Origin of the sequence: Pseudomonas aegrilactucae (assembly GCF_019168305.1) — a bacterium.
Taxonomy (GTDB): domain Bacteria; phylum Pseudomonadota; class Gammaproteobacteria; order Pseudomonadales; family Pseudomonadaceae; genus Aquipseudomonas; species Aquipseudomonas aegrilactucae.
In genome coordinates this window covers 30,174-46,638 of sequence record NZ_JAHTBI010000104.1, presented here as the reverse complement: position 1 = coordinate 46,638, position 16,465 = coordinate 30,174, and the positions used below count along the sequence as shown (strand labels likewise).

Genomic DNA, 16,465 nt, shown 5'->3' with positions numbered 1-16,465 from the left:
CTGGCCCTGGAGCCGTCTCAGGCGGGGGCCACCGATGCCGCGCCTGCGCCTGAAGCGCCTGCCGCCGCTGCCCCGGCCCCAAGCACCCCGGCCGCACCTGTGGCAGCTGCACCCGCTGCCCCGGCGGCCGTCGTGCCTGCTCCCGCGCCTGCCGCTACCCCGGCTCCGGCCCCTGCAGCCACCCCGGCGGCCCCTGCCGCTGACCCGGCCCCGGCTGCGGGTAGCGCCTCGCTGCAGTTCCAGTTCGTGGCCGATTGCTGGACCTCGGTCACCGATGGCAACGGCAAGGTGCTGCTCAATGCCACCAAGCGCAAGGGCGACACCCTGGAGCTGACCGGCAAGCCGCCGTTCGCCGTACGCCTGGGCTTCGCCCGTGGCGCACAGATCAGTTACAACGGCCAGCCCGTTGACGTGGCACCGTTCATCAGTGGCGAGACTGCTCGCCTGAAGTTGGGACAATAAGTCATGCACGGCGAATCTCCGATCAAACGTCGCGAATCGCGCAAAATCTGGGTGGGTAATGTGCCTGTCGGCGGCGATGCTCCCATCGCGGTCCAGAGCATGACCAACACCGATACCAACGACGTCGATGCCACCGTGGCGCAGATCACCCGCCTGGTCGATGCCGGTGTCGACATCGTGCGCGTCTCGGTACCGGACATGGACGCCGCCGAAGCCTTCGGCCGCATCAAGCAGCGGGTCAGCGTGCCGCTGGTGGCCGATATCCATTTCGACTACCGCATCGCCCTGCGCGTGGCCGAGCTGGGGGTGGACTGCCTGCGCATCAACCCGGGCAACATCGGCCGTGAAGACCGCGTGCGCGCGGTGGTGGATGCGGCACGTGATCGGGGTATCCCGATCCGCATCGGCGTCAACGCCGGTTCCCTGGAAAAAGACCTGCAGAAAAAGTACGGCGAGCCTACCCCGGCCGCGCTGGTCGAATCGGCGCTGCGCCACGTAGAGCACCTCGACCGCCTGAACTTCCCGGATTTCAAGGTCAGCGTGAAGGCCTCCGATGTGTTCATGGCCGTGGAAGCCTACCGCCTGCTGGCCAAGCAGATCGTGCAGCCGCTGCACCTGGGCATCACCGAAGCCGGTGGCCTGCGCTCGGGTACGGTGAAATCGGCGGTCGGCCTCGGTATGCTGCTTGCCGACGGGATTGGCGATACTATCCGCATCTCGCTGGCGGCCGACCCGGTCGAAGAGGTCAAGGTCGGCTACGACATCCTCAAGTCGCTGCACCTGCGTTCGCGTGGCATCAACTTCATCGCCTGCCCGAGCTGCTCGCGGCAGAACTTCGATGTGGTCAAGACCATGAACGAGCTGGAAGGGCGCCTCGAAGACCTGCTGGTACCGCTGGACGTCGCGGTGATCGGCTGTGTGGTCAACGGCCCCGGCGAAGCCAAGGAAGCCCACGTGGGGCTGACCGGCGGCACGCCCAACCTGATCTACATCGACGGCAAGCCGGCGCAGAAGCTGACCAATGACAACCTGGTGGATGAGCTGGAAAAACTCATCCGTCAGAAAGCGGCCGAAAAGGCCGAGGCCGACGCGGCAGTGATTGCCCGCGGTTGACCGATACCGATTTCGTTAAGGATTTACCGTGAGCAAATCGCTGCAAGCCATTCGTGGCATGAACGACATCCTGCCCGAGCAGACGCCGCTATGGCGCTACTTCGAGAGCACCGTGGCCGGCCTGCTGGACAACTACGGCTACCGTCAGATTCGCACGCCCATCGTCGAGCCGACCGAGCTGTTCAAGCGCTCGATCGGTGAAGTCACCGACATCGTCGAAAAAGAGATGTACACCTTCGCCGACCGCAACGGCGACTCGCTGACCCTGCGCCCCGAAGGCACTGCCGCCTGCGTGCGCGCGGTGCTCGAGCACGGTATCAGCGGCGGTGGCCAGGTGCAGAAGCTGTGGTACATCGGCCAGATGTTCCGCCACGAGCGCCCGCAGAAAGGCCGCTATCGCCAGTTCCACCAGATCGGCCTGGAAGTGTTCAACCTCGACGGCCCGGACATCGACGCCGAGCTGATCGTGATGACCTGGCGCCTATGGGGCCTGCTGGGCATCCGTGACGCGGTCAAGCTCGAACTCAACAGCCTGGGCACCAGCCAGGCGCGTGCCCGCTACCGCGACGCGCTGGTCGAATTCCTCTCGGCGCGCCTGGAGCAGCTGGACGAAGACAGCCAGCGTCGCCTCAAGACCAACCCGCTGCGCATCCTCGACAGCAAGGACGCCAATACCCAGGCGGCCCTGGTCGGTGCGCCGAAGCTGGAAGAGTACCTGGACGAAGAATCGCGCGTGCACTTCGAGGGCCTCAAGGCCCGTCTGGACGCCGCCGGCATTCCGTTCGTGATCAACACCAGGCTGGTGCGTGGCCTGGACTACTACAGCAAGACCGTGTTCGAGTGGGTCACCGACCAGCTCGGCTCCCAGGGCACCGTGTGCGCGGGCGGCCGATACGACGGCCTGGTCGAGCAGATGGGCGGCAAGCCGACCCCGGGCGTGGGCTTTGCCATGGGCATCGAGCGCCTGATCCTGCTGATCGAGACCCTGGGCAAGGTCCCCGAGTCGATCGCACGCCAGGTCGATGTGTACCTGTGCGCCTTTGGCGAACAGGCCGAGCTTGCGGGCCTGGCCCTGAGCGAGCGCCTGCGTGACCGCCTGCCGGCCTTGCGCCTGCAGGTCAACGCCGGTGCCGGCAGCTTCAAGAGCCAGTTCAAGAAGGCCGACAAGAGCAACGCTCTGTATGCCTTGATCCTGGGGGACGACGAACTGGCGCAACAAGTGGTAGGTTTCAAACCCCTGCGTGGTCAGGGCGAACAACAAAACATTGCCTGGGATGCTCTGGCCGAGCACCTGGAAGCTTCCCTCGCGCAGGCGTGAAGCGGGTCAACAGCCGATTTGGTGAAAAGGAGTATTGGGGTGTCGAGTAGCGATGATGAACAGCTGGCCGCATTCAAGGATTGGTGGCAGCGCAACGGCAAACCACTGCTGACCGGCGGCCTGTTGGCGCTGGTTGTGGTGTTGGGCTGGAACACCTGGCAGAAGTACCAGGGCAACCAGTCGCAAGGTGCTTCGAACCTCTACCAGGCCTTGCTGGAAACCACCCTGACGCCGACCGGCCAGCCAGACATGGCCAAGGTCGCGGACCTGTCGGGCAAGCTCAAGAGCGAGTTCGGCGGCTCGGCCTACGCGCAGTACGCCAGCCTGTTCGTGGCCAAGGTCGCGGTCGAGAGCGGCAAGCTCGACGACGCCGCAGCCGAGCTCAAGAGCGTGCTCGACAAGCCGGCTGACGCCACCCTGGGCGAAATCGCCCGGCAGCGTCTGGCACGTGTGATGGCTGCGCAGAACAAGGCCGATGACGCGCTCAAGCTGCTCGACGGCGACGCCGACAAGGCGTTCCTGGCCAGCCGCGAAGAGCTCAAGGGCGACCTGCTGGTACAGCTGGGCCGCGCTGACGATGCTCACGCTGCGTATCAAAAGGCCAAGGCCGCGCTGTCTGACGACGCGGCGATCGGTGGCCTGCAACTCAAGCTCGACGACCTGGCCAAAGGGGATGCGTGACGTGATCGGTTGGAAACATGCAGCAGTGCTGGCCGTGGCCCTTCTGGCCGCTGGTTGCAGCAGCAACAGCAAAAAGGAATTGCCGCCGGCCGAGCTGACCAAGTTCACCGAAGAGGTGGTCCTGAAGAAGCAGTGGAGCCGTTCGATCGGTGACGGTCAGGGCGACAGCTTCAACATGCTCGTACCGGCCATCGAAAATGACCGCATCTACGCCGCCGATGTGACCGGGGTGGTCATGGCGATGGACCGCATGAACGGCGACGTGGCCTGGAAACAGGATCTCGACCTGCCTGTCTCCGGCGCTGTGGGCGTGGGTTACGGCATGGTCATGCTCGGCACCCTCAAGGGCGAAGTGATTGCCCTGGATGCCAGCACCGGTGAAGAGAAGTGGCGTTCGAAGGTGACCAGTGAAGTACTGGCGCCGCCGGCGACCAACGGTGACGTGGTGGTGGTGCAGACCCAGGACGATCGCGTGATCGGCCTGGATGCCAGCACCGGCGAGCGCCGCTGGATCTACGAAAGCACCCCGGCGGTCCTCACCCTGCGGGGCACCGGTGCGCCCATCGTGACCAACCGCCTGGCCGTGGCCGGCCTGTCGACCGGCAAGGTCGTCGCGCTGGACACCCAGAACGGCGTACCGGTGTGGGAGCAACGCGTTGCCATTCCGCAAGGTCGTTCGGAGCTGGACCGCGTGGTCGATATCGACGGCGGCTTGCTGCTGTCGGGCGGCACGCTCTACGTGGCCAGCTACCAGGGCCGTGTTGCGGGCCTGGAACTGGAAAGCGGCCGTGTGCTGTGGCAGCGTGATGCCTCCAGCTACGCCGGTGTCGCCCAGGGCTTTGGCAACGTCTACGTGAGCCTGGCAGCGGGTACCGTCGAAGGCATCGACGAGCGTTCGTCGTCGGCACTGTGGAGCAACGATTCGCTGGCTCGTCGCCAGCTGTCGGCGCCGGAAGTGTTCTCCAGCTACGTGGCCGTGGGCGACCTGGAAGGTTACCTGCACCTGCTGAGCCAGGTGGACGGCCGCTTCGTGGGTCGCGAGCGCATCGACAGCGACGGCGTGCGTGCACGGCCGCTGGTGGTGGGTGACATGATTTATGTGTATGGCAACAGCGGCAAACTCCAGGCGCTGACCATTCGCTGAGTCTATGCTTGAGGCCTGCGGGCCTTGGGCTGCGGCGCCTTCGGGGCGCTGCCCGAACTCCGGCCGCTGCACTGCAGCGGCCTTTGTATTTTTTGAATTCAAGCAGTGGAGAGCCGCATGGTTCCCGTAATCGCCCTGGTGGGCCGACCGAACGTCGGCAAATCTACAATGTTCAACCGCCTGACCAGGACCCGCGATGCCATCGTTGGCGACCTGTCTGGCCTGACCCGTGACCGTCAATATGGTGAGGCGCGCTGGCAAGGGCGCTCCTACATCCTGGTCGACACCGGCGGTATCTCCGGTGACGAGCATGGCATGGACGAAAAGATGGCCGAGCAGTCGCTGCTGGCCATTGAAGAAGCGGATGTCGTGCTGTTCCTGGTGGACGCCCGTGCCGGCCTGACCGCTGCCGACCAGATGATTTCCGAGCACTTGCGCAAGCGCAACAAGCGCTCGTACCTGGTGGCCAACAAGATCGACAACATCGATCCGAACACCGCCATCGCCGAGTTCTCGCCGTTGGGCATGGGTAACGCCATCGGTGTGGCCGGCGCCCAGGGCCGCGGCGTGAACAACCTGCTCGAAGCCGTGCTCGGCGACTTCCCGCGGGACAAGGAAGAAGAGATCGACATGAACGTCGCCGAGGGCGAGGAAGCGGTCCGCATTCCTGGCCCCAGCGAGAAGGATGGCATCAAGATCGCCATCATCGGTCGCCCCAACGTCGGCAAGTCGACCCTGGTCAACCGCATGCTCGGTGAAGACCGGGTCATCGTGTATGACGAGCCGGGCACCACCCGCGACAGTATCTACATTCCCTTCGAGCGCAACGAAGAGAAGTACACCCTGATCGACACCGCCGGTGTGCGCAAGCGCGGCAAGATCCACGAGGAAGTCGAAAAGTTCTCGGTGGTGAAAACCCTGCAGGCGATCAAGGACGCCAACGTGGTGATCTTCGTCATGGACGCCCGCGAAGGCGTGGTGGACCACGACCTGAACCTGCTGGGCTTTGCCCTGGAAGCCGGTCGCGCCATCGTGATCGCGCTGAACAAGTGGGACGGCATGCAGCCGGGCGAGCGTGACTATGTGAAGACCGAGCTTGAGCGCCGGTTGTTCTTCGTCGACTTCGCTGACATCCACTTCATCTCGGCGCTGCACGGCACCGGCGTGGGCAACCTGTACCAGTCGGTGCAGAACTCGTTCAAGTCGGCGGTCACCCGCTGGCCGACCAGCCGCCTGACGCAGATCCTCGAAGACGCGGTCGGCGAGCACCAGCCGCCGATGGTCAACAGCCGCCGGATCAAGCTGCGCTATGCCCACCTGGGCGGTGCCAACCCGCCGATCATCGTGATCCACGGCAACCAGGTGGAGAAGGTGCCCAAGTCGTATTCGCGCTACCTGGAAAACACCTACCGTCGTGTGCTCAAGCTGGTCGGTACGCCGATCCGCATCGAGTACAAGGGTGGCGAGAACCCGTATGAGGGCAACAAGAACACCTTGACTGACCGCCAGGTCAACAAGAAGCGCCGCCTGATGTCGCACCACAAGAAGTCGGCCAAGAAGCGCAAGGACAAACGCTGATCTACAGGCCCGCTCCCGCAACCTTTTTCCTGCCGGTCCAATCCGCTATGCTCGGGACCTGACCGCGCAGGAAAGAGGGCTCCATGATCAGCAGCAAGTTGCCGAACGTCGGCACCACCATCTTTACCACCATGTCCCAGCTCGCCGTGCAGACCGGCGCCCTGAACCTGTCCCAGGGCTTTCCCGATTTCAACGGCCCCCCGGCGCTGCTCGACGCGGTAGGGCGGCACATCAGTGCCGGCCACAACCAATATTCCCCCATGACCGGCTTGCCCGCCCTGCGCCAGCAGGTCGCTGTCAAGGTCGCTCGCCAGTATGGCGTGACGGTCGATGCCGACCACGAGGTGACGATCACCCCGGGCGCCACCGCCGCGATCTTCTGCGCCATCCATGCGGTTATCCGTCCGGGCGACGAAGTCATTGTCTTCGACCCCTGCTACGACAGCTACGAACCTGCGGTGGAGCTGGCGGGTGGCCGCTGCGTGCATGTGCAATTGAGCGCCGACACCTTTGCCATCGACTGGCAGAAACTCAGCGATGCCCTGAGCCCGCGTACGCGGATGATTGTCATCAACTCCCCGCACAACCCCAGCGGTGCACTGATCACCCGCGCCGAACTGGACCAGCTCGCGGCCCTGATCGCCGAGCGCGATATCTACCTGCTCAGCGACGAAGTGTACGAGCACCTGGTCTACGACGGCGTGAGCCACGCCAGCGTACTGGCCCATGAGGCGCTGTACCCGCGCGCCTTCGTGGTCAGCTCGTTCGGCAAGACCTACCACGTCACCGGCTGGAAGACCGGCTATGTGATTGCGCCGCCAGCCTTGAGCAACGAGTTGCGCAAGGTGCACCAGTACGTCAACTTCTGCGGCGTGACCCCGCTGCAATGGGCGCTGGCCGATTTCATGGCCGAGCACCCGGAGCATGTTGCCGAGCTGCCGGCGTTTTATCAGGCCAAGCGCGACCTGTTCTGCGACTTGCTCAAGGCATCGCGCTTCCAGTTCACGCGGGCCGCCGGCACCTATTTCCAGCTGGTCGACTATTCGGCGATCCGCCCCGACCTCAATGATGTCGAGATGTCCGTGTGGTTGACCCGCGAGCACGGCGTGGCGACGATTCCGGTGTCGGTGTTCTACCAGCAGCCGATTGCCGAACAGCGCCTGGTGCGCCTGTGCTTTGCCAAACGCGAGGAGACGCTGCGCCAGGCAGCGGAAAAACTATGCGCGATCTGAGCTCATTGCCCAACCTGACCCTCGCCCTGGTGCAGACTACCCTGGCCTGGCAGGACCGTCTGGCCAACTACGAGCATTTCGAGGCGCTGCTGGAGCAGGCCCGTGGTGCAGACCTGGTCATCTTGCCGGAGATGTTCACCAGCGGCTTCTCGATGGATTCCGAACGCCTGGCAGAGCCTGAACACGGGCCCACCTACAAGTGGCTCAAGGCCCAGGCCAGGCGTCTCGACGCGGTGGTGACCGGCAGCGTGATGATCCAGGCCGAGGATGGCAGCCACCGTAACCGCCTGCTGTGGGCGCGCCCGGATGGCGAGATCCTGTTCTACGACAAGCGCCATCTGTTTCGCATGGCCGGCGAGCACAAGCACTACACGCCGGGCGAGCGCCAGGTGCAGTTCGAGCTCAAGGGCTGGCGGGTGCGGCCGCTGATCTGCTACGACCTGCGTTTCCCGGTGTGGAGCCGTGATGCCCAGGACACCGACCTGCTGCTGTACACCGCCAACTGGCCAGCGGCGCGGCGCCAGCACTGGAACCGGCTGCTGCCGGCGCGGGGCATCGAGAACCTGTGCTATGTGGCGGCGGTTAACCGCGTGGGCACCGACGGCAAAGGCTTTGGCTACAGCGGCGACAGCCAGGTGCTGGACTTCCAGGGCGAAAGCCTGCTGAGTGCGGGGGAGGCGGACGGGGTGTTTACCGTGGTGTTGAGTGCGGCGGACCTGGCGGCCTACCGCACGCGGTTCCCGGCCAACCTGGACGCCGATACCTTCGATCTGCACTGACGGTTTATGGGCTGTTTGCGCAGCCCTTCGCTGGCAAGCCAGCTCCCACGGGGGGCTGCGGTGTTCACAAAACCCTGTGGGAGCTGGCTTGCCAGCGAAGAGGCCCTAAAGGCTAGTACACATCCCGCCGGTACCGCCCAAGCTCGATCAACTGCTCAAGCTGTTCAGCCCCCAGCACGTCGGCCAGCACCGTATCCACCCCCGCCGCCATACCCTGCAAACTGCCGCAGATGTAGATCGATGCGCCCTCGTCCAACCACCGTCGCAGTTCATCGGCGTGTTCGCGCAGCTGATCCTGCACATACACCTTGTGCGCCTGATCCCGCGAAAACGCCAGGTCCAGTCGCGCCAGTTCCCCCCCCCGCCAGCCAGCCCTGTAGTTCCTCCTCGCACAGGAAGTCATGTGCCCGGTTGCGCTCGCCAAACAGCAGCCAGTTGCGCTGCTCGCCATCGGCGATCCGCGCCCTGAGCAGGCTGCGCAGCCCCGCCAGCCCGGTGCCGTTGCCAATCAGAATCATCGGTGCAGGCGCCGTCGGCAAATGAAAACCACTGTTGCGCCGCAACCGCACGCTCACGCTCGCGCCCAGCGCCAGGTGCTCGGTCAACCACCCCGAGCCCAGGCCCAGGCTGCCATCCGGATGCCGCTCCTGGCGCACGATCAGCTCCAGCACGCCATCACTGGCAATCGAGGCAATCGAATACTCGCGCGCCGCCACCGGGATCAACGCATCCACCAGCGCCTGTGCATGCAGCCCGATCAGATGGCTGCGGCTGGCCGGCAACAGTCGCCCGCCCAGTGCCTGGTCCAGGCGTTCCTCCAGGCCCTCGACATGCACCAGCGTGTGGCCCTCAAGGCCAAGGCCATCGAGCAGCGCCTGCACTGTCGCCTGGGCATTGCGCGGCAATACATCGACCAGGTCACCGGCATCCCAGCGCTCCGGCCTGGGTGGCTGCAGGCCCAGCAGGTACACCGGTGCGCCCTGGCTGCCGGGGTTGAGCCGTTCGCGTCGGCACAGTTGCCACGAACTGAACTGCGGTGGTTGCCAGGCGGACAGCGGTGGCGCACCGGTCAGCGTCGCCAACTGCTGCTGCCACTGCTGCAGGGCGGCAGGGTCGGCACTGTCGACCTCCACTGGAGTGAAGCTGGCCGTGGCGCCACGTGTCTCCAGCCAATGCTGCAGACGCCGGGCAAAGCCGCAGAAGTGCGGGTACTGCCGGTCACCCAGTGCCAGCAGCGCGTAGTCCAGATTGTCGAGTGTCCAGGGCTGGCCAAGTACCTTGCGTTCAAAGCCGCGGGCGCTGTCCGGTGCCTCGCCGTCGCCAAACGTGCTGACCACGAACAGCGCGCGTTGCGCCTGCTGCAGGTCGGTTTCGCTCAGGGCAGCCAAGGGCTGCACGCGCACCGGGAAGCCGGCGGCCTGCAACTGCCCCGCGCTCTGCCAGGCCAGTTGCTCGGCAAAGCCGCTCTGGCTGGCGAACCCCACCAGCCAGCCAGTGGCGCTATCGTCGGCAGGGTTCAGGCCCTTGCGTGCCGCGCGCACCTGGCGCTGCTTGCGTCGCCGGTCCAGGTACAGCAGCCAGCCGGTGATGAAGAACAGCGGCATGCTCAGGCTGGCAATGGTCACCACGATGCGACCGGTCAGCCCGAAGTAACTGCCTACATGCAAGGCATACACGCTGGCCAGCAATTGCGCCTTGAAGGATTTGTCGGTGTAGCGCTCATGCTTGCTTACCACGCCGGTTGCAGGGTCCAGCGTCAGCGTGTTGAGCGCGCGCGGGTGCTCGGCATCGTCGAGCAGGTAGAACAGCGTCGCCGGTTGCCCGCCGGTCGGTGGCAGGCGCAGGTTGTAGGTGCTCAGGCCGGGCCCTGCGGCTGCTTGCAGGTTGGTCCAGATGGCGGCGTAGTCCACCACCAGCGGTGGTGCATCCTTGCCGGGGGCTGACGTGCGGGCATGGCGCTCGCCGCGCTTGCGCTGCTCACCCGCCGCTGGGCTGTCTGCCAGCAGCTTGTTCAGACCTTCGCGATACCACTCGTACGACCAGAACAACCCGGTCAGGGCAAACAGCAGGTAGAACAGCAGGCACCAGGTGCCGGCCACCGCGTGCAGGTCCCAGTTGAACGCGCGACCTTTCTTCGCCCAGTCCAGTGTCAGCCACGCCCGCCAGTTCAGCGCCTGGCGCGGCCAGCGCAGGTACAGCCCCGACAGGCAGAAGAAAATCAGCATCAGGGTGCAGGCGCCGGTGATCTGCCGGCCGGTATCCCCCATGGCGAGGAAGCGGTGCAATTGCAGCATCAGGTCGAAAAAGCCCTGGCCGCTGACCTCCGGCTGCAGCGCGCCGGTATACGGGTCGACATAGCGCAGCTTGCCGCGGCGTTCGCCGGGCGGCGGGGTGAAGAAGACACGCGCGGCGTCGTCGCTGCGCACGTTCACCCACAGCATAGAGACGTTGTCGCCCTGTTCGGCCTCGACCCGGCGCACCAGCTCGGCAGGTGGCAGCACGCCCGTGTCCTGCACTTGCACCTTGAGCACATCAGGGTTGAACAGGCGCAGCAGTTCGTCCTGGAACGAATAGGTCGCCCCGGTGACGCCCATCAGGGCCAGCACCAGCCCGGCAGTGATGCCGAAGAACCAGTGCAATTGAAACAGGCTTTTTTTCACCACTTCGACCACCTTGTATTGCCGGGTACGTGAACGCGCCGCGCATTATGCCTGCGTGTTGCCTCAATAAGAATCAATACCAATGGCAACTTCCATGCGAGCTATCGGCGGCACGCATGCACAGGCAAAAAAAAGGCGACGGTGCAAACCGTCGCCTTGGTGGTCGTGGCGGGCTTAGAGGTAGTAAGCCTTCAGCGGCGGGAAGCCGTTGAATTCCACGGCGCTGTAGCTGGTGGTGTAGGCACCGGTCGACAGCCAGTACATGCGGTCACCAATGGCCAGGTTCAGCGGCAGGCCGTACTTGTAGTGCTCGTACATGATGTCGGCGCTGTCGCAGGTGGGGCCGGCGATGACCACTTCTTCCATCTCGCCTTTCTTCTCGGTCCAGATCGGGAACTTGATGGACTCGTCCATGGTTTCGATCAGGCCGGAGAACTTGCCCACGTCGGTGTACACCCAGCGCTCCACGGCGGTACGCGATTTACGCGCGACCAGTACCACTTCGCTGACCAGGATGCCGGCGTTGGCGATCAGCGAGCGGCCAGGCTCCAGGATGATTTCCGGCAGGTCGTCACCGAAGTCTTCCTTGAGGAAGCGGATGATCTCTTCGGCGTAGGTTTCCAGGCTGTTGGTGCGGGTGATGTAGTTGGCCGGAAAGCCCCCACCCATGTTGATCAGCTTGAGGACGATGCCGTCTTCTTCCTTGAGGCGCTCGAAGATCACCTTGACCTTGGCAATCGCCGCATCCCACACGCTGATGTCGCGCTGCTGCGAGCCCACGTGGAAGGAAATGCCGTAAGGCACCAGGCCCAGGTCGCGGGCCAGGATCAGCAGGTCCATGGCCATGTCGGTCTGGCAGCCGAACTTGCGCGACAGTGGCCAGTCGGCGGTGGTGGAGCCTTCGGTGAGAATGCGCACGTAGACCTTGGCGCCCGGCGCGGCCTTGGCGATGTTGCGCAGGTCGGCTTCGGAGTCGGTGGCGAACAGGCGCACGCCTTTGTCGTAGAAGTAGCGGATGTCCTTGGATTTCTTGATGGTGTTGCCGTAGCTGATGCGATCGGCGCTGACGCCCTGGTTCATCACCTTGTCCAGTTCGTAGATCGAGGCGATGTCGAAGTTCGAGCCTTTGTCCTTGAGCAGGTCGATGATCTCGACGGCCGGGTTGGCCTTGACGGCGTAGTACACCTTGGCGAACTCGAAGCCGGCGCGCAGATCGTCATACGCCTGGCTGATCATGGCGGTGTCGATGAGTACGAACGGGGTTTCTTGCTTGTCGGCGAAGGCCTTCATCTTGTTGAAGGTATCGCGCGCGAAATAGTCTTCGACCTGGATCGACATGCTTGGGGACTCCTGGGCAAACTGAATAAATAAGTGGCTGCAGCTGAGCGCCCTCCGTATCCCCACTTTGGTTCGCCTACTTCCCAAGGCATGTCGCCGAAAGCAAAAAGGTCAACCGTGCCGCTGAGCCGGCATTGCGGGTGACCTTGCTGTCTCGTCGTCAGTACTTGAGCCGGATGGATCGTTTCCAGCATGGACGCTCGGCGCGAACTTTAGGACCTGAGGGGTTCAAGATCAACAAAAAATCTCGCGTTTTTTCATCGGTCTGACGCACGTTGCAGGCACCACTCTTTGTAACCGACCCAGATGACGGTCAGATGTTCCCGAAGAATGGCGAAGCGTTAAAAATACCTGCACGTTCGACGCTGTTGTGCGCCAGTTCAGATAAAACAACGTTGGCGTCAACATCGGCGACGTTGGCGTCGAAAAGTCCCGTAAGCCCATTTTTTCGACTTTTCTCCAGGCTTGGAAGGTGGCTGGGCACAGGCTTGGCTGTGCATATTTTTTTCCGCCTGCTGGCGGCGCTGTTTCTAGCGCCGAACAAGGGGCGTTGCCAGCCTTGTTCGGCGCTAGACCGCAGTGCAGCTCTCAGGCCACCGCTTCAGCCGGCGACACGATGCTGGTCTTCATGCCCCGCGAACGCCCCGAACTCAGGTACGCCGCAATCGACTCCTGGGTCACCTCGCCCAGGAATACGTTCTCGGCATCCAGCACCGGCAACCACGAGCGGTTGAACTCGTACATGCGCGACAGCAGGATGCGCAAATGCTCGTCGTGCGCGGCGGTGGCGTTGAACGCCCGCAGGAAGTCGCTGCAGGTGCCCTGCTGACGGTGCAGGTCGCGTCGGCGCACGTAGCCCATGGCCTTGTTCTGGCCATCGGTCACCACCACGTAGCGCCGGTCATGCTCGTCCATCAATTCCAGTGCATCGGCCACTGGCGTCTCGGGGCTGACCGATGGGGCGTTGTCGGCGGCGTCTTCGGCACGCACCAGCAACAGGCGCTTGAGGGTGCTGTCCTGGCCCACGAAGTTGCTCACGAAATCATCCGCCGGGTGCGCCAGCAGCGTGTCGGGGTGGTCGATCTGGATCAGTTTGCCGGCACGGAAAATCGCAATCTTGTCGCCCAGCTTGATCGCCTCGTCGATGTCGTGGCTGACCATGATCACGGTCTTGTTCAGCGCGCGCTGCATCTCGAAGAACTCGTTCTGGATCATCTCGCGGTTGATCGGGTCGACCGCGCCGAACGGTTCGTCCATCAGCAGCAGCGGTGCATCGGCCGCCAGCGCGCGGATCACGCCGATACGCTGCTGCTGGCCACCCGACAGCTCGCGCGGGTAACGGTGCAGGTACTGCTTGGGCTCGAGCTTGATCATGCTCATCAGTTCGCGGGCACGCTCGTGGCATTTCTGCTTGTCCCAGCCGAGCAGGCGCGGCACCACGGTGATGTTCTCTTCGATGGTCATGTTGGGGAACAGGCCGATCTGCTGGATCACATAGCCGATGTTGCGACGCAGGGTCACCTCATCCAGGCCCGTAGTGTCTTCGCCATTGATCAGCACCTTGCCCGAGGTGGGCGCGATCAGGCGGTTGATCATTTTCAAGGTGGTGCTCTTGCCGCACCCGGACGGGCCGAGGAACACGCAGATCTCGCCTTCGTTGACCGTCAGGCTTACCGAGTCGACGGCTTTTACTGCCTTGCCGTTGCTGTGGAAGGTCTTGCACAGGTTTTGAAGTTCGATCATTTGAGCAGTCCTTTTGGAGTCAGCGAGCGTTGCAGGGCTTGCAGCAGCAGGTCGGCGAAGATGGCCAGCAGGCTCACCAGCACGGCACCGACCAGCAGCATCGACATGTCGCTGCGGCTGATGGAGGTCAGGATAAGTACGCCAAGGCCACCGGCACCGATGGTGGCGGCAATGGTCATCACGCCGATGTTCATCACCACGGCGGTACGCACACCGGCCAGGATCACCGGCACCGCAATCGGCAGTTCGACCATGCGCAGGCGCTGGCCGAAGGTCATGCCGATGCCGCGTGCGGCCTCGCGGATGCCCGGCTCCACGTTGGTCAGGGCCAGGTAGGTGTTGCGCAGGATCGGCAACAGTGAATAGAGGAACACGGCAGTGATCGCCGGCAGCGGCCCCAGGCCTTGCCCGAACCTGGAGTAGAACGGCAGCAGCAGGCCGAACAGGGCGATCGAGGGGATGGTCAGCAGCACGGTGGCGCTGGCCTGCAACGGGCCGGCCAGTACCGGGAAGCGGGTCATCAGGATGCCCAGCGGTACGCCGATGACGATTGCCAGGGTGACTGCGATGCCGACCAGGGTGATGTGCTCCCAGGTCAGTTGCAGTACCTGGGCCCAGTCAAGGTGAGCGAAGGTATCAAGCAGGCTCATGGTTGCTCCTCGGCAGGTGGATGCTGGCGCAGGTAGGCCGCGGCGACCTTGTTCGGGCTCTGGTGCTCCACGTCGACCTTGGCATTGAGCTGGCGCATGGTCTGGTCATCCAGTTGTTCGGCCAGCGGCTTGAGCAGCCCGGCCAGTTGCGGGTGGGCGTCGAGCACGGCCTGGCGCACCACCGGCGCTGCGGTGTAGTCGGGGAAGTAGTGCAGGTCGTCTTCCAGTAGCTTGAGGTCGAAGGCATTCAGTCGGCCGTCGGTGGTGTACACCAGGCCGCTGAACACCTGACCATTGCGCAACGCGGTGTAGACCAGGCCGGCGTCCATCTGGCGAATGTCGCGGCGGGTGAACTGCAGGTCGTAGGTCGTGGTCAGGCCCACCAGCCCGTCCGGACGGTTGGCGAACTCGGTGTCCAGCGCCAGTACATGGCCCCGTTCGGGCTCGTCGCGCAGCACCTGGTTGAGCTGGCTGATGCTGTTCACCTGCGGGTACTGCTCGGCGATGTTGCGCGGCAGGGCCAGGGCGTAGGTGTTGCTGAATTTCGACGGCGTCAGCCACACCAGGCCTTTTTTCGCGTCCAGTTGCTTGACCCGGGCATAGGTGGCCTCGGGGCTGTCCATGCGTTCATCGATATGGTTGTAGGACACCAGTGACACGCCGGTGTATTCCCACACCATGTCCAACTGGCCGGTTTCCTGTGCACTGCGTGCCAGGGTGCTGCCCAGCCCGCCGGTGATGCGCACCTCGAAGCCATGGGTGCGCAGGTACTGCGCGGTGATTTCGGCCAGCACGGTCTGTTCGGTGAACACCCGCGCGCCGAGGCGGATCAGCGGTTTTTCCGCAGCCTGGGCGAATCCTGCGAACAGCAGGGCCGCGCCCAGCAACAAGGCGATTCTTTTCATGAAGGTTCCTTCGCTTAGTTGGCCAGGCCGCGTTCAAGCCAGCGGCGACTGCACTGGCTGACCAGCGCGTCGAGCAGCAGTGCCAGCGCGGCCGTGCAGGCGGCGCCCAGCAGCAGTTGCGGCTGATTGTTCAGGGCAATGCCGGGGAAGATCAGGCTGCCCAGGCTGTTGGCGCCGATCAGAAACGACAGCGGCGCGGTGCCCACGTTGATCGCCAGTGCCACACGCACGCCGCCGACGATGATCGGCACGGCATTGGGCAGTTCGACACGCCAGAGTGTCTGGCGCGGGGTCATGCCGATGCCGGTGGCGGCTTCCTTGAGTGAGGCGGGGACGTTTTTCAGGCCTTCGTAGGTGTTGCGCACGATCGGCAGCAGCGAGGCGAGGAACAGCGCGAAAATCGCAGGGCCGGCGCCGATGCCCAGAAAGCTCAGGGCGATGGCCAGTACGGCGAGGGGCGGGACGGTGTTGCCAATGTTGAACAGCTGCATGAAGCGTTCGGCGCGGTCGACCCGGTGCGGTCGACTCAAGGCAATGCCGGCGGGAATACCCACGGCCAGCGCCGCCACCATCGAACACGCCACCAGCATCAGGTGTGCTTGCAGGTAGAACCACAGATCGGCGCGGTAGTGCGCGATCGTATCGATGCCGATCCAGTGGATCAGCAGGGCCAGGATGACGAGTGCGGCGACCCATCCCAACAGCCCCTTGCCATAGCGATTAGCCACAGGCGGACTCCTTTTTTCTGACGGCGGGCACACTCCCGTGGCGGCTGCCATTCCAGGCAGCAGGCAGTGTGATCGCGATAAGCAGCGTGTCGCTCGGGGGGAGCGGAGCACGCCATAAGCGCAGCCTCGTCAGG

At 64.1% G+C, this 16,465-nt stretch carries 13 protein-coding genes and 1 pseudogene; 8 read left to right on the top strand and 6 right to left on the bottom strand.

All coding sequences use genetic code 11. The features are described from left to right. The 8 genes from KUO17_RS23775 to KUO17_RS23740 form a co-directional block, all read left to right on the top strand. Positions 1–462, top strand: a 462-nt coding sequence (locus KUO17_RS23775; RefSeq protein ID WP_217978019.1) for a DUF4115 domain-containing protein, incomplete at its 5' end; no start/stop codon positions are given. A 3-nt stretch (positions 463–465) separates the two neighbouring features. Then, entirely contained in the window at positions 466–1,575 is a 1,110-nt protein-coding gene (gene ispG / locus KUO17_RS23770) for a flavodoxin-dependent (E)-4-hydroxy-3-methylbut-2-enyl-diphosphate synthase (RefSeq protein ID WP_163950046.1), read from the top strand. 28 nt (positions 1,576–1,603) lie between these two features. Further along, positions 1,604–2,893, top strand: a complete 1,290-nt coding sequence (gene hisS, locus KUO17_RS23765; protein WP_217978018.1) for a histidine--tRNA ligase — start codon at positions 1,604–1,606, stop codon at positions 2,891–2,893. Between the two features lie 39 nt (positions 2,894–2,932). Next, a complete protein-coding gene (locus KUO17_RS23760; RefSeq protein ID WP_217978017.1) occupies positions 2,933–3,574 on the top strand; it encodes a YfgM family protein in 642 nt (213 codons plus the stop codon). Next, on the top strand, positions 3,567–4,718 hold the full coding sequence (bamB, locus tag KUO17_RS23755; protein ID WP_217978016.1) for an outer membrane protein assembly factor BamB: 1,152 nt from the start codon (positions 3,567–3,569) through the stop codon (positions 4,716–4,718). Before KUO17_RS23760 ends, bamB begins: the two co-directional genes overlap by 8 nt. 117 nt (positions 4,719–4,835) lie before the next feature. Beyond that, a complete protein-coding gene (gene der, locus KUO17_RS23750) occupies positions 4,836–6,296 on the top strand; it encodes a ribosome biogenesis GTPase Der (protein WP_217978015.1) in 1,461 nt (486 codons plus the stop codon). Between the two features lie 83 nt (positions 6,297–6,379). Next, positions 6,380–7,528: a pyridoxal phosphate-dependent aminotransferase gene (locus KUO17_RS23745; protein WP_217978014.1), complete on the top strand. Its 1,149-nt coding sequence runs from the start codon at positions 6,380–6,382 to the stop codon at positions 7,526–7,528. Further along, positions 7,516–8,307, top strand: a complete 792-nt coding sequence (locus KUO17_RS23740) for an amidohydrolase (protein WP_217978013.1) — start codon at positions 7,516–7,518, stop codon at positions 8,305–8,307. Before KUO17_RS23745 ends, KUO17_RS23740 begins: the two co-directional genes overlap by 13 nt. Positions 8,308–8,419: 112 nt before the next feature. Here the strand turns inward: KUO17_RS23740 and KUO17_RS23735 are convergent. From KUO17_RS23735 to KUO17_RS23710, 6 genes and pseudogenes are all read right to left on the bottom strand, one after another. Then, a pseudogene (locus tag KUO17_RS23735) lies at positions 8,420–10,970 on the bottom strand (PepSY domain-containing protein). A gap of 171 nt (positions 10,971–11,141) precedes the next feature. Continuing rightward, entirely contained in the window at positions 11,142–12,305 is a 1,164-nt protein-coding gene (locus KUO17_RS23730; RefSeq protein WP_217978012.1) for a type III PLP-dependent enzyme, read from the bottom strand. A gap of 588 nt (positions 12,306–12,893) precedes the next feature. Further along, complete coding sequence (locus KUO17_RS23725) at positions 12,894–14,048, bottom strand: osmoprotectant ABC transporter ATP-binding protein OsmV (RefSeq protein WP_217978011.1); 1,155 nt, start codon at positions 14,046–14,048, stop codon at positions 12,894–12,896. Continuing rightward, a complete protein-coding gene (locus KUO17_RS23720; RefSeq protein WP_217978010.1) occupies positions 14,045–14,698 on the bottom strand; it encodes an ABC transporter permease in 654 nt (217 codons plus the stop codon). The genes KUO17_RS23725 and KUO17_RS23720 overlap by 4 nt, the downstream gene beginning before the upstream one ends. Next, complete coding sequence (locus tag KUO17_RS23715; RefSeq protein WP_217978009.1) at positions 14,695–15,603, bottom strand: glycine betaine ABC transporter substrate-binding protein; 909 nt, start codon at positions 15,601–15,603, stop codon at positions 14,695–14,697. Before KUO17_RS23715 ends, KUO17_RS23720 begins: the two co-directional genes overlap by 4 nt. 14 nt (positions 15,604–15,617) lie before the next feature. Next, on the bottom strand, positions 15,618–16,331 hold the full coding sequence (locus tag KUO17_RS23710) for an ABC transporter permease (RefSeq protein ID WP_217978008.1): 714 nt from the start codon (positions 16,329–16,331) through the stop codon (positions 15,618–15,620). Positions 16,332–16,465 lie beyond the last annotated feature (134 nt).

Coding starts and splice junctions, on each gene's coding strand:
- KUO17_RS23740 (WP_217978013.1), top strand. CDS start 7,516: ATGCGCGATCTGAGCTCATTGCCCAACCTGACCCTCGCCCTGGTGCAG.
- der (WP_217978015.1), top strand. CDS start 4,836: ATGGTTCCCGTAATCGCCCTGGTGGGCCGACCGAACGTCGGCAAATCT.
- bamB (WP_217978016.1), top strand. CDS start 3,567: ATGCGTGACGTGATCGGTTGGAAACATGCAGCAGTGCTGGCCGTGGCC.
- KUO17_RS23725 (WP_217978011.1), bottom strand. CDS start 14,048: ATGATCGAACTTCAAAACCTGTGCAAGACCTTCCACAGCAACGGCAAG.
- KUO17_RS23720 (WP_217978010.1), bottom strand. CDS start 14,698: ATGAGCCTGCTTGATACCTTCGCTCACCTTGACTGGGCCCAGGTACTG.
- KUO17_RS23745 (WP_217978014.1), top strand. CDS start 6,380: ATGATCAGCAGCAAGTTGCCGAACGTCGGCACCACCATCTTTACCACC.
- KUO17_RS23730 (WP_217978012.1), bottom strand. CDS start 12,305: ATGTCGATCCAGGTCGAAGACTATTTCGCGCGCGATACCTTCAACAAG.
- ispG (WP_163950046.1), top strand. CDS start 466: ATGCACGGCGAATCTCCGATCAAACGTCGCGAATCGCGCAAAATCTGG.
- KUO17_RS23715 (WP_217978009.1), bottom strand. CDS start 15,603: ATGAAAAGAATCGCCTTGTTGCTGGGCGCGGCCCTGCTGTTCGCAGGA.